We start from the raw sequence: 22,221 nt of genomic DNA on the forward strand, positions 1-22,221 counted from the left end.
CCAATTGTAAATTTGCAATTGATTGAGAGTGAAAGATTCAACATTCTTCCTCCAATCTTCAACAAAAACATATATGGATAAATTTAGTTATGCAATCGGCCTCGGAATTGGCCAAAACTTGTTAGGTATGGGTGCCAAAGGCATCGCGGTAGAAGATTTTGCTCAGGCAATCAAAGATGTATTGGAAGGTAATCCGACAGCTATCAGCCACCAGGAAGCCCGCGAAATAGTGAACAAATATTTCGAAGAACTGGAACAGAAAATGAACGCCGCCAGCATCGAACAAGGCAAAGCATTCCTGGAAGAAAATAAAAAGAGAGCAGGCATTGTCACTCTTCCGAGCGGACTGCAATACGAAGTTATCACCGAAGGCAAAGGCAAACTTGCCAAAGCTACCGACCAAGTGAAATGCCACTACGAGGGTACACTGATTGACGGAACCCTGTTCGACAGTTCCATCAAACGCGGCCAACCGGCTGTATTCGGTGTCAATCAGGTAATCCCGGGATGGGTAGAAGCCCTGCAATTGATGCCCGAAGGTTCCAAATGGAAGCTATATATTCCTTCCGACCTGGCCTATGGCGCACAAGGTGCCGGAGAAATGATTCCCCCGCATAGCACATTGGTATTCGAAGTAGAATTACTTGAAGTATTAAACAAATAAATTTTTTAAAGCGAAATGAAGAAAATTACAACGCTGGCAGCCATCGCTGCCGTAGCCGGCCTTGCATCATGTACAGCCCAGGCTCCTAAAGCAAATCTGAAAACAGAACTCGATTCATTGTCTTATTCAATCGGTATGGCTCAGACTCAAGGTCTGAAAGGTTACTTGGTAGGCCGTATGGATGTTGACACAGCTTATTTAGCTGAATTTATCAAAGGCGTAAACGAAGGTGCCAAGAAAAGCGGTAAAAAAGAAACTGCTTACATGGCAGGTCTCCAGATCGGTCAGCAGATCAGCAACCAGATGATGAAAGGTATCAACCACGAACTGTTCGGCAACGATTCTGTAAAAACAATCAGCAAAGAAAACTTCCTCGCTGGTTTCATCGCCGGTACATTGGAAAAAGGTGGTTTGATGACTATGGAACAGGCACAAACCTATACTCAGACTGCAATGGAAGCCATCAAAGCAAAAGCAATGGAAGAAAAATATGCCGACAACAAAGCTGCCGGTGAAAAATTCCTTGCAGAAAACAAAACAAAAGAAGGTGTAAAGACAACTCCGAGCGGACTGCAATACAAAGTAATCACTGAAGGTAAAGGTGCAATTCCTGCTGACACTTGCAAAGTAAAAGTAAACTATAAAGGTACTTTGATCGACGGAACAGAATTCGACAGCTCTTACAAACGTAAAGAACCGACTACTTTCCGTGCCAACCAAGTAATCAAAGGTTGGACAGAAGCTTTGACTATGATGCCTGTAGGTTCTAAATGGGAACTTTACATCCCGCAAGAACTGGCTTACGGTTCAAGAGACCAGGGACAGATCAAACCGTTCTCAACTTTGATTTTCGAAGTAGAATTGCTCAGTATCGAAAAGTAAGCAAAATCCCTTAATAAACAGAAAGAGGTGCAAAGAAATTTGCGCCTCTTTTTTTGCTATTTCCTATTTTTTATCCCTTTTATATAGAGAAATTAAAATAAATCTCTATATTTGCTTACTATTTGATAACAACTGGAAATTATACTCATAAATTATGGAAAAGATAGACAACCTTGACAGGCAGATTCTCGAGATTATCTCTCAGAACGCCCGTATACCTTTCAAAGATGTGGCAGCAGAATGTGGTGTCTCACGTGCGGCTATCCACCAACGCGTACAACGCCTTATCGATCTGGGAGTTATTGTCGGCTCAGGTTACCATGTGAATCCCAAATCACTTGGATACAGAACTTGCACATACGTCGGTATCAAGCTTGAAAAAGGATCTATGTACAAATCCGTGGTAGCCGAATTGCAGAAAATTCCCGAAATTGTAGAATGTCATTTTACTACCGGTCCGTATACCATGTTGACAAAACTATATGCTTGCGACAATGAACACCTGATGGATCTGCTGAACAACAAAATGCAGGAGATACCGGGCGTTGTAGCCACTGAGACACTTATCTCACTGGAACAAAGCATCAAGAAAGAAATTCCCATCCGAGTAGAAAAGTAAGCCAATGGAATTCTTAAATGAATATCATCTGGCAGGACTATTGATCGGTATTTGCACATTTTTGATAATCGGCCTTTTCCACCCTATCGTGGTAAAAGCCGAATATTATTGGGGTACTAAATGCTGGTGGATTTTTTTGGTATTGGGGATAAGTGGTATAGCCGCTTCACTAAGTGTAGACAATATTCTTGTCTCTTCGCTATTAGGTGTATTCGCTTTTTCTTCTTTCTGGACTATCAAAGAGGTCTTCGAACAGGAAGAGCGGGTTAAAAAAGGCTGGTTTCCCAAGAATCCCAAGCGCACCTATAAGTTTTGAAGTATTGAGAAGAATAAGAAGTTTTTTATTCTAAAAACTTGCATATTTCGAAGAAAAGGCCTACTTTTGTCACCGCATTCAAGAAATTGAATCCCGGACTTGTAGCTCAGTTGGTTAGAGCAACAGACTCATAATCTGGAGGTCCCTGGTTCAAGCCCAGGCTGGTCCACAAAAGAAAAAGGCTGTATCCCGTTGGGAGTCAGCCTTTTTCTTTTTTATATCCCTTTCTGATAAAATCCGTCGTTCTTGCTGTTTTTATACACTCTTAAGACATTCGTTTCACTATTGTTTCACTGATTGAACATTGTGTCAACGTACGGACTATAAAAACATAAGATTAAGAATAGTAAATTAAAGGGATCAATGAAATAAATGGATATTTATTAGCAACATGAGAAATGTGAAGTGGATATACATAATCTTTTTCCCGTTAATGGCAGCCTGCGGTGCCGAAAAGAAACCGGTACAGGAAGAAAGCATTGTCCCCCTTCTTAAAGACCCGATAACTGCAACGAAAATTCCCTCTCCCACCATAGCCAAGAGCCGGACCGCCCTTTATCTGGATTCACTCGGATTAAAAGACGTGCAAAGCGCAGATAGCAGCATAATTGTTAAACTCATGTATGCCACCGCAGATAACTTTACCGGTCAATTACTCTACGATGATCTGAAAGAGGCTTACTTACATCCCGATGCTCTGACATCCCTCATCCGTGCACAACGACTTCTGAAAGAAAAACATCCGGAATACTCCCTGATCGTATATGATGCAGCACGTCCTATGTCCGTTCAGCAAAAAATGTGGAATATAGTGAAAGGCACATCAAAAAGCATTTATGTATCCAATCCCGGCCGTGGAGGCGGATTGCATAATTACGGTTTGGCAGTAGACGTCAGTATCGTCAATGAAAATGGAGAGGCACTCCCCATGGGCACAGAAGTCGACCATTTAGGTATCGAAGCACATATCACTCATGAGGTAGAACTGGTAAAAAGCGGAAGAATCAGTAAAGAGGCCTATCAGAACCGCCTTTTACTACGGCAAGTAATGAAAGATGCCGGATTCCGGGCACTAAACAGCGAATGGTGGCACTTCAACCGTTGTAGCAGAGAAGAAGCCAAACAAAGATATAAACGAATAGAAAACATTCCAACCCATGACACTCTCCCGACAAACCCTTGACTTTATCCGCGATCACGCTCATGAGGATATACATGCATTAGCTTTACAAACCCCGAAATATCCTGATGTAGACATGCCGGCCGCTATTCTGCAAATAGCGGGCAAACAAGCAGCTGCCAATAAAATTCCTTCGTGGGCAGCCATCGAAGGGATTTTATATCCTCGTCATCTTTCAATGGAACAATGCTCTTCCGAAACAACAGCACTCTACAAAGCCTCTTTGTTAAATGGAAATACGCTCACCGATCTAACAGGCGGTTTGGGGATCGATTGTGCTTTTCTGGCTACTAAATTCAAACATATATCGTATGTAGAACGCCAGGAAGAACTCTGTGAAATCGCTTCGCACAACTTTCCCCTGCTGGGCCTGAATCACATTACAATATACAATGAAGATGCCGTAACCCACTTACAGCAAATGAATCGGGAAGATTGTATTTTCATCGACCCGGCACGAAGAAACGAACACGGAGGAAAAACTGTTGCCATATCAGATTGTGAACCGGACGTAGCAAAACTGGAAGAACTTTTGTTATCCAAGGCCAACCGAATCATGATAAAACTATCCCCGATGCTCGATCTCAGCCTGGCATTAAAAACAATGAAACATACACAGGAAGCACATGTTATTTCTGCAAACAATGATTGCAAAGAGCTTTTGCTAATTATCGGAGATACCCCTCCCACACATCAGATACCGATCCATTGCATCAATCTCACATCCAAAGAAAAACAGAGCTTTGTTTTCACCCGTGAAGAAGAAGCAAGAGCGGAATGCACTTATACAGAGAAAGTAGGCACATACTTGTACGAGCCCAATGCATCCATTCTTAAAGCAGGTGCTTTCCGCAGCATCGCCGCTTCGTATCATACGAGAAAGCTACACCCCAATAGCCATCTGTATACCTCCGACGAATGGATAAAAGAATTTCCCGGAAGAGTTTTTCAGGTGACGGGGCAATGTTCCTTCAACAAAAAAGAGATCAAAGAATGTATCGGGGATATCAAGAAAGCAAATATTACCGTTCGGAATTTTCCGGCTACAGTAGCAGAAATCCGGAAACGTACTAAATTGTCTGATGGAGGCGAGACCTATCTGTTTGCCACCACCTTATCCAATGATCAGAAAGTACTGATAAGATGCAGCAAAGTATCTTCTAATTCGTAACTCCAATGTATCACATTTGTCACTTTCCGGTAAACATTTCGTAAAAGACACGAAATACCGTTCCCTTACTTTTGTAACGCATCAGCAAGGGATGCCCTCTTTCGTATCTTCCGGTTTTACACCAGCTTTGGGTATAGTTGTCTCATTCCCATCCCGCACAGCCATATAATGTGGAGACATTATCTCGATATCCGCTTCTGTAAACACATCCTGAATACTTTGATACAGGTTAGAATAAATTTGCGTCAACTGATCGGCCTCTTTTATATAGGCATTAATCTGGTACACCGGATACCAATCCTGTAGCTCTGTTTCAAGTACAAAAGGTTCCGGATCGGCCATCACACCCGAGGTTGCTTTGGCTGCTTTCAACAGCAGCGCATGTACTTTACGCCAAGGAACATCATAGCCGATACTTACTTCTACATGGATGATCAATCCGTATGTACGCGCCGATGCGCTGTAGTTCACGGTATGTGACGACATGATAAAAGCATTCGGAATGGTAACCAGTTCGTTTTTCGGCGTTTTTATACGTGTCACGAGAGGAGTCTTTTCAATAACATTTCCAGTAGTATCGTTCAGTTTGATACGGTCACCCAATTTAAACGGGCGCATATAAGTAATAACCAATCCTGCAATGATATTTCCGATAACGGTACTCGATCCCAAAGAAACAATCAAACCGACAAAAACCGAAATACCTTGAAAAACACCTGAATCAGACCCCGGAAGATAGGGATAGATCATCGCAATCATAAAGGCATATAGTAAAAAGCGTACAATATGATAAGTAGGCATAGCCCAATCCGGATAAAAACCGTTCAATTTCAGTCTTTCAGATTGTACTTCCGTAGCCAGATAATGCACAAACCGCACCAGGTATTTCACTGCATACCATATGACAAAGATCGTAAACAGGTTCGGAATATACTCTATTACACCGCTGAATATAGTTTTTACAGGATTCCATATATATGAGAATATCTGATAAGCAAGATTCTTTGTCTGCGGGAAAATAGAGAATAATAACGGTACGGTAAGCAACAACTGCAACAGCATGAAAACATAGCGAAGCAGATTTGATAAGAATATAAGCAGATTTACCTGTTTCTGAGTATCCAGCAACTCATAATCCTGAATAGAAATAGGCTTCAATTTCGTGTCCTTAAGCTTCTGAATACGCACTTTCAGTTTCCGGAACAGCCAAGTAGTTCCCTTAAATAATAAAAATTGCCCGACCAATACCAAAATGAAATAGAGAATCCGTTTGCCCAATTGCCACAACCCGTGCTCTTCTTTCATCTCTTTCAGTTTGTGCACTACTACCTGACGTTTATCGGCAGCGAGCTGGTCGCGTGTACGCCCTTCCCACAAACCATCTTGATCGGTAAATGAGGCAAGTACTTTATTTCCATACATCAGATCGGTAACGATATCACTGCTTTCCAAATATAAAGAGTCCGGCTGCAAATTGAATCGTTTACCTAACTCGGTGATAGCCGCAGCATTCATTTCCGCTCGCTGTTGGGGAGTATGACCGCCACGTTTGGCAAATATATAGAAAAGCGTGTCTCCTTCCACTACTACAGGAACACCCGGAGTAAATTTACGCAATGAATCGATACGCAACCTCTGTAAAGCCAGTTTTACGGAATCGGCAGCATATGCCCGCAATTTCATTTGTTCCATCTCCATCCGCATATTGGCTTCATTCAACCGTGCAGCTTCCAACTCCTCGCGCATCTTGGCTATATTTAATGAATCCGAGTCTGTTCGTATGACAGGAACAGTCTTCATCGTATCTTCTTCGGCAAGGAATTCACGGACTTTCTCTACTAACTGAGCCGATACCCCACCGACCAATACTAATAAGATAAAAAGACAAAACAAACGGTTCTTTTTCATACAACACGACTTAGTTACCTCCATTCACGGACAGCATAATTTAAAAAGATGCACCAAACATACACAATGTTTTTGATATATCATCAAAGTAGAATCATTATATTTGCGCAAAAATCTAAAAGCCATATGGATATATTACTTCTTGTCGGAGGCCTCCTCCTCATCCTGATAGGTGCCAACGGACTGACAGACGGTGCCGCATCCGTTGCCAAACGATTCCGTATTCCTTCTATCGTTATCGGACTTACCATTGTCGCATTCGGTACATCCGCCCCGGAGCTCGCAGTCAGCGTCTCTTCCGCCCTGAAAGGAAGCGCAGATATCGCTATCGGAAATGTAGTGGGAAGCAATATCTTCAATACATTAATGATAGTAGGCTGTACCGCATTATTCGCCCCGATCGTTATTACCCGGAATACATTAAGGAAAGAAATTCCCCTTTGTATACTTTCATCCATCGCATTGCTGATCTGTGCCAACGATATATTGCTGAACCATGCCACAGAAAATGTCATCAGCATCACCGACGGATTGTTGTTACTGTGTTTTTTCGCCATCTTTATGGGATACACGTTCGCCATTGCATCGGGCAGTAACGGTGAAGGGCAAGATGAAGAAATACGCCAATTACCTATGTGCCGCTCCATTCTCTATATTATAGGTGGCCTTGCCGGACTGATTTTCGGCGGGCAATGGTTTGTGGAAGGAGCCAGCAATATTGCCCGCAGCCTGGGTGTAAGCGAATCGATTATCGGACTTACTTTAGTGGCCGGGGGAACTTCTCTGCCCGAACTGGCCACTTCGATCGTAGCCGCATTGAAGAAGAACCCGGAAATAGCGATTGGAAACGTGATCGGCAGTAACCTGTTCAATATCTTCTTTGTGCTTGGATGTAGTGCCTCTATCACTCCGTTAAGGTTGAACGGAATTACCAACTTCGATTTATGGGTACTCGTCGGCTCAGGAATACTGCTCTGGCTATTCGGGTTATTCTTCGCCAAACGTACGATCACACGAATTGAGGGAGGGATTATGATACTTTGCTATATAGCTTATACTACAGCTCTTATTTTCAAGTTATAATTAATAATTATTTCAATGCAACAATATGTCAATGTACCAATTAGCTGTGCTATTCCGCTAAATACTAATTGGCACATTGACATATTATTTAATTTTCCAAATAAGGCTTGTCGCCTTTCCAAAAAATCCGGATATTCGATAAAAACCATGTTTTTCCAAAATCATCGTTTCCCTGATAAAACAGATAAGTTTTCCCCTGGGGTGATTTAAAAATATGGGGATGCCCCGATTCGCAATAATTCCAGCTACCTGCATCTCCGTTAGCAAGAAAAGGCTTGTTGCTCATCTTCTCCCAATGGATACCATCCTTGCTACGAGCTACCCCTATCTGTTGGGGATCATTATTATAAGCTCCGGCATAGAACATAAACATCCAGTCACCCATCGGTATAACGGAAGGTCCTTCCACACATTTACCTTCCCACGGGTATTGAGGAACGAGTATGGCTCGGTCACAAGCGTCCTTCCACGTTTCCCGGTTGAATGAAGTTCCTTTGCCGGCCACAGCCACACCAATGACCTGAGTGCTATAATCGGGAGTACGGGTTGCATAATACAAGTAGTATTTGTCCCGGCAGAACACAACCTCGGCATCGATTGCACGGCCACAATTCCATGTAGCCGTAGGAACATAAACGGGATTCGTCGCATTACGGACAAAGTTTATCCCATCTACCGACCAGGCATGACAGACAGCATCTTTTTTACCATTGCCGTACGTCTGATAAAAGAGATGCACAGTATCCTCTCGCACGAGAGCACAAGGAGCGCATAATCCTTTTGCCTCGTAAGGGGCGGCCGGAGTTATTTCTCCAACCCTCTCCCATTTATTCAGATTCCTGCTTTCGGCTACCCCTATTCCCCAACCCGCCACTTCTGTGGAGTTCTCCTTCGGAGGAATGGAATAGTACATCAGATACTTACCCTTGAAAGTAATGACGTGCGGATCTTTTGAAAACGGACGGCCCAATCTACTCGTATCGCCGAACATCATTGTCTGAGCCAGCGAAAAAGCAGAATAAAAACAGACCAAGATGCTTATTACATAACTCTTCATATGCATCAATCCTTTTGCTTTTGAGTTCTTAATCCGAATACACCACCGGCAATTTTGCCCGGTAAAGCTTGTACTTTAACCGTCACTGTTTTTTTCCCTTTGGTCAATTCAAAAGGTATGGGATATACCTTATCTATCCATGCACTAAACGTTTCGGCACGCAGTTTCTGTTCCGCAATCTTCTTATTGTCCACCAGTATCTCAAATTCCCGGTTTCCACCGTCCGTACTGCTGTAGGTCAAAACTAACTCCATCTGCTTGTCCGGATTTACTGCAACTGTATAAGAGAACCAGCCACCGTTTGAAGCATCACGCCAAGTATTCGGGCCACCTGTATTTGTACTTACTCCTTTCATCTGGTGTTCATCCTCCGAACTCTTCTTTCCGATAATCACTTTATCCGTTATACGGCCCCGTTCAACCAGTTGCTTCTTCAGAATGTTGTCATCGGATGGAAACCACACCGTCATTTCACCATTCCCTCTATGCGAACGGGCATAATACGGAATCAAAGTCAGGGAATCTTTCACTGATTTTATCACTTCATAATTTTTATCTGCCACTACCCGGTCTACATGTCCTTTCAACAGATTCACTCCATCGAACAGGGCAGGTGCAGGCGATACTGCAAATTCATCACCGGATTTAAGTACATAATTCAGAACCGCACCGTTATTATCGGCAAATTCCGCACAGTAAACAATCGGGCCACGCTCTACGGAGAGGTGATTAATGTCAGCTTCCACTTTATCATTAGCCTTGTTCTTGTGAACCTCCATCGGCAGAGTCAATTGAATCACATCACCCGGTTCCCATTTTCTTGCCAGCACAGCATACCCTTTTTCTATCGGTGCATTCTGCACTTCACCATTAATCTTTATTACGATTTTCTTCTCATCGGCATTCATATAGGTGTACAAATCGGACGGAACAGGCCGGTTGTCAACCCATCCCGGAATACGAAGCATGATACTGAACTCCTGTTTGCTTTCCGGCGTAACTGTCAACTCGATATTCCCTTCCCAAGGATAGGATGTTTTCTGACTCATATCGATGCGCTTTCCATTCCCCAAAGTGATGCCAGCCTGATTAGCTCCATACAGATTGACGTATACTCCTGCATCCGAAGTAGCATAAACGTAGCCGGGAATAGAAGGCACGAAACGGGACAGATTGGAAGGACAGCAGGAACAATTGAACCACTCGCTGCGTTCCGCCCCATTTTCATCACAAGAAAGTACATTCGGATAAAAGAACTCCTTACCATCCAGGCTGATGCCACTCAATACGGCATTATACAAAGAACGCTCCAACACATCGATATACTTGGCATCACCGTGTAGCATGAACATCCTCAGATTCCACATACAATTGGCAATGGAAGCACAAGTTTCGCAGTAGGCTGTACTGTTGGGCAATTCATAGTTTTTCCCGAAAGCTTCTCCGTGACGGGTGGAACCTATACCACCAGTTATATACATCTTTTTACCTGTTACATTGTCCCACAAATTATCAACTGCAACCCGATAGGTTTGTTCGTTCCTCAATGCAGCCACATCCGTCATCGCGGAATACATATAAGCAGCACGAACAGCATGCCCCACTGCCTCATCCTGGTCGATTACCGCTTTATGATCCTGCCAGTAAGCGCCGCTTCTGAACTGATCCTTGCTGTTACGGTCATACTTGTCATATTTACCCCTTGCGTCCAGAAAGAATTTAGACAGATCCAGATAGCGCCGGTCTCCGGTAGCACGGTATAGCTTCACCAATCCGATCTCAACCTCCTGATGCCCTGGGGCAACCGTCAGTTTTCCCTCTTCCGGCCCAAAAGTATTGCACAACAGATCCGCACTTTTAATGGCAATATCAAGGAAATCGCGCTTTCCCGTGGCTTGATAATGGGCCACAGCAGCCTCGTACATATGTCCTACATTATATAACTCATGGCTGTTGTCTCGCTCATTTTCCCACCTTTTCTTACCGGCCCAAGGGTGAATAGAGCTTCCCCCGATCGTGCGGGTCGTATACAAATAACCGTCCGGTTCCTGGGCTGCCCCGATCAGAGAGATAAGACTGTCCATATACGCATCCAGCCCGTTATCTTCTTTCACCGCTAAAAGATAAGATGCCCCCTCCATTATTTTATAAACATCCGAATCATCAAACGGATAAGGAGAGTTGAATTTTCCTTCTTTTATACCGGCAGCCACTGCAAAATTATCGATGCGATGCGTCTCCTCGCACTTGCGAAAAGCAAACGGAACCGTCACATTCCGTATCGTTTCAATACGGGGAAGCCAAAAATTGTCGGTAAAGTGAACATCGGTAAAAGGTACTTCCTTATACGTATAATCTACCTTCTCTTCTATTGTTTCACATGCGCATAGCGAACCGATCGCCCATATCGCCAAAAAGATCTTTTTCATAAGTATTAATGAATATGTTTTTATAGTTTATACACTGCCAATCTATCTGTAATCGGGGTCGGCTGTTATTTTCAATTCATATAAGCCGCCAGCCCGTTTTCCCTCTTTTGCTCTGAAGGAAACATTCACATGACTCTTATTGTGAGTCCATGCTTCCGGTATCTTATAGACATCGTCGACATAGGTCAAATATAACTTACGATTCAAATGAACCGTTTCCAGATATTTATCATCCACATAGATATCGAAAACATGGGTATCTGGTTCGTCACCCCAATACCGGCAAATCAGATAATACGGATTCCGTTCTTTCTTGTCGATCGCCAGAGAATAAGAAAACCATCCGCCATCTCCCGCCATCCGGTAACGGGCATTCCGCGCCCAGAAGAAATCATGCCAATATACAGAATCGTTCCGGCCTTGTAATTGATGCTCTTTCTCACTCGCTTCATCACCTATCTTCACCACATCGGTCAGTACCTTTCTGCGATACGCATATTCATCGGGAGAATATATTTTCCAATAAACCGTGTGGTATTGATGATGCATCCGGAAATAAGGAATCAGACTGACATCTTTCTGTTTACCTTCATTTTTCACAGTGAAATGCAACGGAGAAGCAGAGTCTTTAATAATCCACTCGTCCAAATCAGCCAAAGAACCAACCAAAGCCGGTATGTTCTGTGCAGGAAGTTCTTTACGAAGCCCGCGATTATCGGAAACGCGATCACTACCGGGAACGACTGTTCCTAATTCTCCTGCCAACAGTATCGGCCCATACATGATGGAACCGAAATGGGGTTCATCCTTTGCATATCTGACAGACAGTTTCCGCGGTAAAACGATTTTTATCGTATCGCCCGACTTTATAGAATCCGGCAGACGGATATATTCCTTCTTGCCGTATTCAAGTTTCACCGGCCTGCCATTCAACATCATTTCTGGATTTCCCTCTACCCATTCGGGATACCTCAACATGACAGAACCGGAAAACCGACCTTTATCCACCACACACACCGAAATTGTATCCGACTCCGGAAAATCGGTATCTAACCTCAACCGGAACCCTTGTTCTTTCCAGTTCAATTCCGAAGGAATATACAGGTTTATCAATAGAGAATTACCATTTTTAAAGTATATGGATTCGGCATACTTGGCATGATTTTCCATACCTGTGCCAACACAGCACCAAAAAGAATCGTACGGAGTGCTGTATTGCTTGAACGAACCCGGCAGTAAAGAGGTATAATAAGTGACACATCCTGCCATATCCGGATCCTGAGAAGCCAAAATATGATTATACAAAGCATGCTCGTAATAATTCAGATATTTATAATCGCCGTTCATCATGAATAAAAGGCGGGACAATTTCAACATATTGTAGGTATTACAAGTCTCTGCCGAACTATAATCCAACCGTTTGCTCTCTTCTCCCGGCATTCCGAAACGCTCATAACAACTGTTTCCGCCAATCGCCAGCGTATGGTTATTTACCACCATGTCCCAAAAGTTTTCCGCCGCCTTCCGGTAAATCTCTTTAGTATCATAAGCATACTCTTTGGCCACACCGATAAACTTCGGAATCTGATCGTTGGCATGCCTACCGAATAACACATCTTCGCCATTGGCCACCGGATAAATCACATTGATGTGATTGAAACGACAGGCAGTTTCCAGATACTTATAATCGCCTGTAAAAGCATAAATATCCGTAAAGACCTCATTCATTCCTCCTTGTTCCACACTCAATGTACTCTGAAATAAATCCTTATTGCTATTCAAAGCAATATCGGCAATGAAATCGGCCAAAGGCATCAATATCTCCTTAGCTTTCTGTATGCCGGCATACAGATATACATCCCTTAAACCAGCCAACACTTTATGAATACAGTACCAGGAATTACCATTCTGATTATAATTCCAAGGTTGCTTTGTCTCATCCGGCCGATTCAAAAAGACCTCTCCATGCAGCAGCTTCCGATATCCTTCTTTCGCCCTTTCACCACTGATAAACCAACCGTCCTGTGTCTGCTGCTGGCATTCTTTCAACTCGTCCATCATATATTCCAACCGATCCCGGAATATTTTTTCACCCGTCGAAGCATACATCATAGCACATGCCGACATATAATGCCCATAAGTACAACCGCCATGTGTTTCCCATCCCCCGTAATTCTCGTTTTTCCCCGTAAGCCCCACATTCCTCCTTACATGAGGAATCAAGCGATCTACATCCAGAGACAAAAGATAACCTTTGTGCAAATCCATCGCCCCCTTAAAGATACCGCTCGTCAGTTTCACATCCGACAACGAAAAAGACTGCCATACCGGAGTATGAGTACAAGGCACCTTACTCACCTGCTCACACTCTGAGGCAAACATCTTGCTTACGCTCAAACTTAATATAATAAATAACCACCTATTGAATTTCATTTTTTATCCTCTTTTATCCAATCAATGAATCAAACTTATTTTGCGGAAGTTTGCATAAGTACCATCCTCCCCTTTTGCACACAATCCTATACGAAATCCCATGCCCCAGGGCACATAGGAAGAAGCATCCACCCTTTTTGCCAAGGAAATCCATCCACCGTCGTTCAAATATTCAAAATCAAGTTTATAACCATCGCGTACGATCATACGTATCCGGGCAATCTCCGAAATATCCATCGGGCTTTCAGCTAACGTTGCGGAGTTGCCGTCTACCGTTTTCCAGACTTCCACTCTTCCTCCTTTCACAGATACTCCGATCCCAGCCAAAGGAGCCCCGAAGCCGTTATGCGCGCCTCCAATGATACCGATACCGGCATACGAAGTACTCCTCCGAGTGTCGATCGTTGCTTCCAATGTAAAATTCAATGATTTGATAGGTTGAACCAACAAAGTTCCCAGATCGCGATTATCTGTCGAAGCTCCCAACTCCAAGCCTTTCTTGCCGGTCGTATAATGAATGGTTTGTGTTACTCTCCATTGCCAAAGGGCATTCAATGTCTTTCCCTTAAAATTGTCTTCAAAATCCAACGATGTATTCAGACGGTCGTATTTAACGTCATTTTTAAAATAAGGCCAGCCATCCTCTCCCCAGAAGAGTTCTTCTAAAACACCCTGGCGCCCCACATAAACAGATCCCGTGCGGTTGTATGCATGATAAAGATAATACTGTTTTCCGTCTTTCTCCACTAAAGTTCCGTGTCCCGGGCATCGCCAATCGGCATTATCAACCAATATCGGATTCTTTTCATATTTCTCCCATTTGCCCAACAGTGTTTTAGATCGGGCCACTCCCGTTTTATAATTACATCGCTTATCACAACAACTTGCCGCTGAATAAAGCGCATAAAAATACCCATTCTTTTTAGTGACACAGATTCCCTCGACCAAACCCTCTTCCCAAGGAGTATCATTATAAAAGAGAGAATGCATTTCCCCGGTCAGACGAGTACGGTCTTCCGTCATCTGCTGTGCCCACATATGAGTAGGCAGCCCCATACTGTTTCCGTCTTCTTTCCACAAAAGATAGAGTTTTCCATTCTCATCCCTCATCTCGAATGCATCGATAGAACCGGGTTCCTGAGCTACTAAAGGTCCTAAATCCGTAAACTCTCCCATCGGACTATCTGCAACTGCTACCGCACATGCGAGCCTGTTCGATGACTTTACTCTTGCCGTATAGTATAAGTACACTTTCTTCTGTTTTTCATCATAAGACAACTCCGGCGCCCAAAAATTGTTCAATGCCCATTCAGGAGCTCCCCCGGGAAAAACATAGTTCACCAATTCCCAATTCTGCATGTCTTTCGATTTAAAAATAGGGAATAGAGGACTCCACTCATTAGAGGTAGCCGCAGCCCAGTACACACCGTCTATTTTTATAATAGAAGGATCGGGTCGGTCTCCGGGCAAAACCGGATTAATAATACGAATATCCTCCTTTGCCCAAAGGCCGACTAAACAAAAACTCAAAAAAAGGATAGCTGATAATAATCTCTTTTTCATAAACAATCTTATTTATAAATTTCAATCTTGAGCAACGGGAAACGAAGAAATACGTAGACGTGCCGCTCCCATCGGGATAAGGGTGATATCCTCCAAAGTATCGCTTTTACTACAATTCTCTTCCGGAAGCATGCCGCACAAGCCGTATTTATCTATTTTCCAGGAAGGAACTTTCCGCCCTTTGGCCTTTATAAGAAACGGGACATTCTGTATTGTAAATGGAAAATCATCCGAAGGCCATTCCCTTTTTTCCACAATCAGATTTTCTTCCGGAGCTGCGTCATCCAACTTCAAAGCATAATTCCAAGGACTATCCGGATATATTTCATAAGTAGGCCATGCGTTCACATCAGCGCCCTTCTGCCATTTGGAATCCCAAATAGCATTCTCTTCACTGTTTACCTTTTGATAGTTCTCCTTTATCAATAAAGAGTAAGTCAAAGGCCCGTAATTAATACTGGCACTGTTTTTATTGGTTTGCCATCTCTTTACATTCAAAGACATGGGCATTTGCAAAGTCACGATGTCTCCATTCTTCCATTCGCGGTGGATTTGCACATACTGGCCTGCAATTAGCTCCGACGTGACCTCATTGCCATTGATTGCTATACGGGCATTCGGACACCAAGAAGGGATACGCAGATAAAAAGGAAATTCCGCTTTCCCGTTCATATCGAATTTAAATCTGATTTCTTCTTCAAACGGATAATTCGTCTCTTCAGTCAATGTAACAAGTACACTGTTTGTCCCGACTTTCGCCGTTGCAGTACATGCTCCGTAAATAATAGCCGCCAATCCATTATCGGCCGAAGCTAAAACAAGATTCTCAATATAATAAGGCCAGCCTTGTGCATGATTATGCTGACAGCAACGGCTGCTAAAAGGATTCATTGCCAAGAAAGGACCTCCGTTGTCAATACCCGGCTTATGATCTTTTGAATCACTTACCACATGATTCGGGCATGTTATGTAGCGTAACGAACGGAAATCCGGCATAACGGCCGCCGGATAAGAATTGAAAGCCACTTCTTCACAGTGTTCGGCCCAGAACGGATCTCCCGTCATACGCAATAATAATTCATCGGAAGCCATCTGCTCTACAAAGCCACAAGTCTCCGTACCCTGCCTCGGATCGATGTAAGCAAGCCGTGCATTCTCATCCGCTCCGAACATTCCACCGGGCACCTGCCCATAAATACGACGAACGAGATTATGCACATTATACGATGCCTGCAAATCTGCAGAGTCTCCCGAAAGCATATAATAAGTAGCCGGTTCGCGAAAACATTGTGCAATATTCACATTATGCCAATTCGGCAAATGCGCCTCATTTGTCCAGTCGGCGGTGTTACGATGTATCTTTTCTGCCAAATCAAGCAAATACTTATCACCCGTAATATTATAAAGCCAATAGACACTATACAGATTGTCTCCTCCCCGGCTGTTTTCCCAATAATCTTTTAAGAAGTCCTTGTCCGGAACCGTCAATTGCCACTTAAAATAGGCAGTCATCAAATCCAGCACTCTTGAATCCTGAGAATATTCATAGTAGGACTGCATGCACCACAGCATAACCATATTCGCCCACAATTCCTTTCTGCCATTCCGTTCGTTTACCGGCCCAAAGTATCCATCTTCACGCTGGCTGGCAATAGCGGCTTCAATCCAGACTCTCGTTTCGGCAATCATGGCGGAATCTTTTAATATATAGGCCAGATTTCCATATCCTTTCAACCAATACGGAACTTCCTCCCATCCATGATTGCCCCCCGACATCAGCCAGGCATTATTTTCCTTTTCCAACCAGGCACTGATCTCCCCTAATCTTCCGGTCAACCCTTCCTTTTGTAATAATAAATATTTTTTCAGCCATCCTTTGGGCTGAATATCACCCACTGGAAGCTTAATGAAATTCAAAGGTTTCAACGGTGCCCTGTTACCCGTATAATTAACACTTACTTCTGTTGTCACCGGACGTTCCATTACCTTTACAGAGAAGTCTGTATTCTCCTTCTCACAAGATATCATAACGGAACATAATAAGGTTCCCAAAACCATCATTCGGCTCATTTTTCTTAATCTTCGCGCCATATAAAACTATATTGTATTTTAAACTATTTCACGAATACAAAAATAGGGCACCTCCATGTTTTTTCAGAAAATTATTCTGTCATAAAAGGCTACAAAACAATCAAAGCAGCTATTTATAAGGGATATAAAGGAAACAATCAGCGCAATTTCAACACTTTCAAGCCATTCACCACACTCTGGCCTTCATAAGAATGGAATCGGATGTCCAACCCTTCTCCTCCGGATACTGTAATCAAGATCGTTTTAGTAAAAGCAGTTTGTACTCCATACTCTTCTGCCATATTCAATCTCTGGGCAACCATTTCGCCATTCACCTCCACATCAAAAATCCGTTCGCCATTCTCTGATACCCCGGTATGTTTCCCATCTTTCCTTTCACGATCATTAAACGGCTCGGCAAAGCAAAATGTCACTTCATAATGTCCATCCGGAACATCTAACCGATAGGCCGTTGCTCCCATATGAAAAGTCTGATAAAGCGGTTCCAGACCAGTTCCTTTTATATCGGTTCCGATGCCATTCCGTACACCGTCATGAGAACTTCCCGGCCAGGAATTAAAAGGTTTTCCATCTACATAGCCCCAACTTCTGGGACGATAAGGTTGGTCGGGTAACCAGGTTTTCCGGATCAGAGGATCTGTAAAGTAACAATGATCCTGCCCCATATTAATATAGAGCCCTTCGGACAACCGCTTATTATCTGCCAATTTGGAAGGAAGTAAGACCATGCTGATATTCAAAATATCCTCTAACTCCCCGCATCTGGCTTTCAACCGGTTGTCTCCATCAACAAAAAAGACATCGAACTCCGCTTCTCCATTCACCACTGGATGGCTCCCCAATGATTTCCCATTATGGAAAAGCTCGACTTCTTTTTGATTCGAGAAAACAGTCACAGGCAGACGAGACACCTCTCCGTCACAAACCATAACCCGTTCCGTCCAATCGGCTCCGAAAATATGTATCATCGGCTCTTTGCTCCAGCGGGCTTGATAATAATAGTATATTTCTTTCTTCTTCCGGTCGCTGGTAAGCATTCCTTTTTGATTCAGGTTCGGCTTACTATCACCTCTCCCATCCACCTGAAAATCAATCAGATTCCATATTGAATAGCCTACATAATCCGGTCTGGATTCCATCTGATTGATATACTCACGATTAAAAGCCAACTGGAACTCCGGAGAAAAGTCGAAAGTCCGTGGAGAATATGTATGTACCCGTTCATCGCTACCGGCACCGAACTCCGAAAGAAAACGCGGTTTGTTTTCAGAATAGTTCCTGAACTTATCGAACATAGGAGCAATAGTGGAGAAATTGCCATGATACCAGGATTCATATACATTTACCGCATTTATATCAGAAATGTTAAACATCTCTTTTGAATTCTGTTTGTAGGGTTTCTCCCACGTAAATGCATGGAAAGCGACACACGATAGCCTATAAGGGTCAAGCTCTTTTTTTATTCGTTCCAATTCTTTCGCCAAGCGAATAGCCTCATCGTGATAGTCCCATAACTCATTCATAGCTCCCCACATAACGACAGACGGGTGATTATAATTCTGATAAATCATCTCTTTCAGCATTTCTGCAGAATTCAAGGCAAAGGTTTCATTCTTCTTTACTTCATTGACAATGCATATTTCCGACCAAGCGACTAATCCCAACTCATCACACGCCCTGTATATTTCCGGGTCTTGGGGATAATGACTGATACGTATAAAATTAGCTCCCATCTCTTTCAACAATTTCATATCCTGATAATTTATTTCAGAAGGAATAGCTGCACCCAGCCCCCAATAGTCCTGATGCCGGGCCGCCCCCCTAAGCTTCAGGTATTCACCATTCAAATAGAAGCCGGTTTTATCTACCGAGAACCAACGGAATCCCAAGGGAGAATCCACTTCTTGAAGTAGGGTACCCTCTTTATCATCCACAATCGTGGCTTTCAGCGTATACAGATAAGGTGAATCCGGCGACCACAAATGCGGGTTATTTACAGAAGCCATTTCTAAATCCACCGGCAGACTTTGCCCAACATCGACTTTCACTTTCATTTTCTTCCGGGATACAACTTTTCCCTCTTTATCCAGCAATGCAAAAACCAATGACAGCTTACTATTCTTATCCGCATCGTTCTTTATTCTACAGGAAAGTTTCACTTGTGCGCTTTCCTCTGAAACAACAGGTGTCTGCACCAATACAGGAGTCGACGCATAAGGCTCGAAATCAAAGTGAACCGGATGATATGTTTGAAGAAAAACCCGGCGATAAATTCCTCCCAACATAGAGAAGTCTCCCGAAACCGGTGGTAACACCTCACCCAAAGAGCTACTGTTGTCAGCTCTTACTGCAAGAATATTTTTTTCACCAAATTTACAATGCCCAGTTATGTCCACAGTAAATGCAGTGTATGCCCCCATATGAGTCTTCAGATGTTCTCCGTTCAAATAAACATCCGCCTTACTTCCCACACCTTCAAACAATAATACAATTTTCCGGCCTTTCATTTCCAAAGGAATATTCAGATGCTTCCGATACCATGAAGCTGCCCGTCGATATCCCCGCTGCTCATCAATGATATCTTTATCATTCCACGTATGTGGTATACTTACCGTCCGCCATTTTGAATCATCCAAGCCGGATGAAGCAAAATTCTCGCTATCCGAGGGGGTAAATTTCCAGTTGTCCGTTATAGATACTTTTGTCGCGTATGATATCCCGCAGCACAGGAGTATCATCCCTAATAAACTAATTACTTTTTTCATCGATAATTATCTTAAAATTATTCTTCTTTCCAATATACAGAATAGCGTTCCTCTAAAATCTTATAAAAAGGAATGAACTCCGTGCCTTCTCCCGATATAAACCGTAACTCACTCTTATCCATAATTTCCAAACATGCATCCGCAGAAACACCTTTTGGGAAGAAAGGAATATTTCCTTTGTAATCGTACTGGTCCGTACGTGTAAAATCATTCTCTCCCCGGGCAAAAACCTGATCCGGCATGCCCTCATTTCCCAATCTTCCGGCTAACAAAACAGGCCCGTAGAAGAAAGCAAACTTATCGGAACAATTCGGCACATATTCTTTTCTAAGATACATAGGAAGCGTCAATTCTACAAGATCTCCAATCTTCCAAAGTTTCTCCAATTTCAAATATCCGTCCCGGTTCTTGTATTTTATCATTTTACCATTTACCTTCACTCCAACTTCTTTTGCCCATCGAGGAATGCGGATCTTCAAAGTAGCAATCCTCCCTTTGTTCTGCAAAATCCTGAACCGGACATCAGACTCATAGGGAAAATCTGTTATTGTCTCCATCTGAAAACCTTCCTTCTCCCAACACAGAGCGGAAGCAACAAATAAATTCACGTAGACCTCCTTCTCATGATGAAAATAGATAAATTCACCATATTTGGCATGGTTCTCCATGCCGGTGCCCACACAACACCAATGTGAATCATACGGCCGGGAAAAAGTCTTAAAATATCCCGGCTCCAATGAGAGGAAATAGGTGAAAGCTCCCGGTTGGGAAGTGTGTATAGATGGCAATATATGGTTATACAATGCACGCTCCATATAATTCAGGTAAAGCGTATCTCCGGTAAGTTCAAACAAACCTTTTGCTATTTTCAGCATATTATATGTATTACACGTTTCACCGGAACGGCGTGTTACCTGGGCCATGATATTACCCGGAGCACGAAATTGCTCCCATTCGCTATTTCCCCCTGTGACAAAAGATTGATAGTTCGTTACATATTTAAAAAAGTTCTCAGCAGCTACTTTAAATAAGCTGTCTCCTGTGTATTCAAATTCTTTTATAAGTCCATAAAACTGAGGAATCTGGGCATTGGCATGTGTATGCGAAATCGTTTCTGCTATTTTCTTTATATCCCCGTCTATACAAGGCACCATCGTTTCCTGTTCGTTGAAACGAAAAGCACAATCCAAGTATTTTCTCTCCCCACTGAAAGCATAGGCATCTGTCAGCATTTCATTCATAGCCCCGTGCTCCGAATAAAGCATCCGGGCAAAAGCATGGTCAGTCAGTTTTTCTGTCACCCAACATGCCCAATCGCAAAAAGACAGAAACACCTTCTTCGCTTTAGGATTGCCCGTATACAGATATGCATCCCTTATACCTGCATAAATCTTATGATTTGTATACCAGGACAACCCTCCGCTCAGCCAATAAAAAGTCTTAAAATAAACATTTTCCACAGTAGCTCCCCGATTATCCGGTGCAGAGGTCAGATTCACCTGGCCTTGTCTGAGCTCATCATATGTCCGCAAGAAATTAGGTTCCCTCACATGCTTATGACGATCGCGGTCAAAAGCAACCAAGGCGCCATGCCGCAAATTCTCATTTTCATACGACGGATTTCTTTGAATAAAATTCAGCTCATCTATTATATAATTTATTTTGTGCAAAAGTGTTGTATCCCCCGTCACTTTGTACATCATGGAAATGGCCGACAAATAGTGTCCGAAAGTACTGCTACCCAAGAATTCCCAACCATCATAATGTTTTGTGTTATCGACCGGAATGCCCTTACTATCAACTTCTATCCCCGCATTCCTTCGGAATGGAGACAGATATCTATCCGGTTCCAGCGTCCGGATATAATCAAAATCGTGATTTTGTCTTAACTTAAACTCTCTGTCTTTCAATCTAACCTCATCCAATCCGAATGAGCGAAATTTTTTGGTTACAACCAGACGAACCGATTGAGATTGTATCTGTGATGTAAAAAACAGTAGAAAACTTACCAAGATACCTACACATTGCCTATTCTTCATAATTTAGATTTGCTTTATCAT

General features: G+C 43.0%; 15 protein-coding genes and 1 tRNA gene. 8 read left to right on the forward strand and 8 right to left on the reverse strand.

The window, feature by feature from the left end; translation table 11 throughout:
* The first annotated feature begins 73 nt into the window (after positions 1-73).
* The 7 genes from bamJ (RB604_RS03480) to RB604_RS03510 all read left to right on the forward strand — a co-directional run bounded on the left by bamJ (RB604_RS03480) (position 74) and on the right by RB604_RS03510 (position 4,832).
* Positions 74-664 (forward strand): BamJ family beta-barrel-assembly machinery protein, encoded by a 591-nt coding sequence (bamJ, locus tag RB604_RS03480; protein ID WP_021937287.1) that lies wholly within the window; start codon positions 74-76, stop codon positions 662-664.
* 15 nt (positions 665-679) lie between these two features.
* Positions 680-1,546 (forward strand): BamJ family beta-barrel-assembly machinery protein, encoded by an 867-nt coding sequence (gene bamJ, locus RB604_RS03485; RefSeq protein ID WP_055293820.1) that lies wholly within the window; start codon positions 680-682, stop codon positions 1,544-1,546.
* A 154-nt stretch (positions 1,547-1,700) separates the two neighbouring features.
* Complete coding sequence (locus RB604_RS03490; RefSeq protein WP_005928359.1) at positions 1,701-2,165, forward strand: Lrp/AsnC family transcriptional regulator; 465 nt, start codon at positions 1,701-1,703, stop codon at positions 2,163-2,165.
* 4 nt (positions 2,166-2,169) lie between these two features.
* Positions 2,170-2,481, forward strand: coding sequence for a DUF4491 family protein (locus RB604_RS03495; protein WP_055293822.1), 312 nt, complete (start codon positions 2,170-2,172; stop codon positions 2,479-2,481).
* Between the two features lie 95 nt (positions 2,482-2,576).
* A tRNA-Ile gene (locus RB604_RS03500) sits at positions 2,577-2,650 on the forward strand.
* Positions 2,651-2,914: 264 nt separating this feature from the next.
* A complete protein-coding gene (locus RB604_RS03505) occupies positions 2,915-3,664 on the forward strand; it encodes a M15 family metallopeptidase (protein WP_021937289.1) in 750 nt (249 codons plus the stop codon).
* Positions 3,639-4,832, forward strand: coding sequence for a THUMP-like domain-containing protein (locus RB604_RS03510; protein ID WP_055293824.1), 1,194 nt, complete (start codon positions 3,639-3,641; stop codon positions 4,830-4,832). The genes RB604_RS03505 and RB604_RS03510 overlap by 26 nt, the downstream gene beginning before the upstream one ends.
* A gap of 81 nt (positions 4,833-4,913) precedes the next feature.
* Here RB604_RS03510 and RB604_RS03515 read toward each other — a convergent pair whose 3' ends face one another.
* Positions 4,914-6,740, reverse strand: a complete 1,827-nt coding sequence (locus tag RB604_RS03515; RefSeq protein ID WP_025818987.1) for a mechanosensitive ion channel family protein — start codon at positions 6,738-6,740, stop codon at positions 4,914-4,916.
* Positions 6,741-6,866: 126 nt separating this feature from the next.
* Between RB604_RS03515 and RB604_RS03520 the strand changes: the two genes are divergently transcribed.
* Positions 6,867-7,823 carry a calcium/sodium antiporter gene (locus RB604_RS03520; RefSeq protein WP_007479683.1) on the forward strand — a complete coding sequence of 319 codons (957 nt, stop codon included), beginning with the start codon at positions 6,867-6,869 and terminating at the stop codon, positions 7,821-7,823.
* 88 nt (positions 7,824-7,911) lie between these two features.
* Here the strand turns inward: RB604_RS03520 and RB604_RS03525 are convergent, their stop codons facing one another.
* From RB604_RS03525 to RB604_RS03555, 7 genes are all read right to left on the reverse strand, one after another.
* Entirely contained in the window at positions 7,912-8,880 is a 969-nt protein-coding gene (locus RB604_RS03525) for a family 43 glycosylhydrolase (RefSeq protein WP_007479682.1), read from the reverse strand.
* A gap of 5 nt (positions 8,881-8,885) precedes the next feature.
* Complete coding sequence (locus tag RB604_RS03530) at positions 8,886-11,309, reverse strand: glycoside hydrolase family 127 protein (protein ID WP_007479681.1); 2,424 nt, start codon at positions 11,307-11,309, stop codon at positions 8,886-8,888.
* 42 nt (positions 11,310-11,351) lie between these two features.
* Positions 11,352-13,742 (reverse strand): beta-L-arabinofuranosidase domain-containing protein, encoded by a 2,391-nt coding sequence (locus RB604_RS03535; RefSeq protein WP_055293826.1) that lies wholly within the window; start codon positions 13,740-13,742, stop codon positions 11,352-11,354.
* 21 nt (positions 13,743-13,763) lie between these two features.
* Entirely contained in the window at positions 13,764-15,305 is a 1,542-nt protein-coding gene (locus RB604_RS03540) for a family 43 glycosylhydrolase (RefSeq protein ID WP_007479679.1), read from the reverse strand.
* Between the two features lie 21 nt (positions 15,306-15,326).
* Entirely contained in the window at positions 15,327-17,396 is a 2,070-nt protein-coding gene (locus RB604_RS03545) for a beta-L-arabinofuranosidase domain-containing protein (protein WP_044093672.1), read from the reverse strand.
* A gap of 137 nt (positions 17,397-17,533) precedes the next feature.
* Entirely contained in the window at positions 17,534-20,161 is a 2,628-nt protein-coding gene (locus RB604_RS03550) for a glycoside hydrolase family 2 TIM barrel-domain containing protein (protein ID WP_055293828.1), read from the reverse strand.
* Between the two features lie 17 nt (positions 20,162-20,178).
* On the reverse strand, positions 20,179-22,200 hold the full coding sequence (locus tag RB604_RS03555) for a beta-L-arabinofuranosidase domain-containing protein (RefSeq protein WP_007479676.1): 2,022 nt from the start codon (positions 22,198-22,200) through the stop codon (positions 20,179-20,181).
* Positions 22,201-22,221: the final 21 nt, after the last annotated feature.

The organism is Bacteroides salyersiae (assembly GCF_031172035.1).
GTDB classification, from domain to species: Bacteria; Bacteroidota; Bacteroidia; order Bacteroidales; family Bacteroidaceae; genus Bacteroides; species Bacteroides salyersiae.

Coding starts and splice junctions, on each gene's coding strand:
- RB604_RS03520 (WP_007479683.1), top strand. CDS start 6,867: ATGGATATATTACTTCTTGTCGGAGGCCTCCTCCTCATCCTGATAGGT.
- RB604_RS03545 (WP_044093672.1), bottom strand. CDS start 17,396: ATGGCGCGAAGATTAAGAAAAATGAGCCGAATGATGGTTTTGGGAACC.
- RB604_RS03505 (WP_021937289.1), top strand. CDS start 2,915: ATGGCAGCCTGCGGTGCCGAAAAGAAACCGGTACAGGAAGAAAGCATT.
- RB604_RS03510 (WP_055293824.1), top strand. CDS start 3,639: ATGACACTCTCCCGACAAACCCTTGACTTTATCCGCGATCACGCTCAT.
- RB604_RS03525 (WP_007479682.1), bottom strand. CDS start 8,880: ATGAAGAGTTATGTAATAAGCATCTTGGTCTGTTTTTATTCTGCTTTT.
- RB604_RS03515 (WP_025818987.1), bottom strand. CDS start 6,740: ATGAAAAAGAACCGTTTGTTTTGTCTTTTTATCTTATTAGTATTGGTC.
- RB604_RS03530 (WP_007479681.1), bottom strand. CDS start 11,309: ATGAAAAAGATCTTTTTGGCGATATGGGCGATCGGTTCGCTATGCGCA.
- bamJ (WP_021937287.1), top strand. CDS start 74: ATGGATAAATTTAGTTATGCAATCGGCCTCGGAATTGGCCAAAACTTG.
- bamJ (WP_055293820.1), top strand. CDS start 680: ATGAAGAAAATTACAACGCTGGCAGCCATCGCTGCCGTAGCCGGCCTT.
- RB604_RS03535 (WP_055293826.1), bottom strand. CDS start 13,742: ATGAAATTCAATAGGTGGTTATTTATTATATTAAGTTTGAGCGTAAGC.
- RB604_RS03540 (WP_007479679.1), bottom strand. CDS start 15,305: ATGAAAAAGAGATTATTATCAGCTATCCTTTTTTTGAGTTTTTGTTTA.
- RB604_RS03495 (WP_055293822.1), top strand. CDS start 2,170: ATGGAATTCTTAAATGAATATCATCTGGCAGGACTATTGATCGGTATT.
- RB604_RS03550 (WP_055293828.1), bottom strand. CDS start 20,161: ATGAAAAAAGTAATTAGTTTATTAGGGATGATACTCCTGTGCTGCGGG.
- RB604_RS03555 (WP_007479676.1), bottom strand. CDS start 22,200: ATGAAGAATAGGCAATGTGTAGGTATCTTGGTAAGTTTTCTACTGTTT.
- RB604_RS03490 (WP_005928359.1), top strand. CDS start 1,701: ATGGAAAAGATAGACAACCTTGACAGGCAGATTCTCGAGATTATCTCT.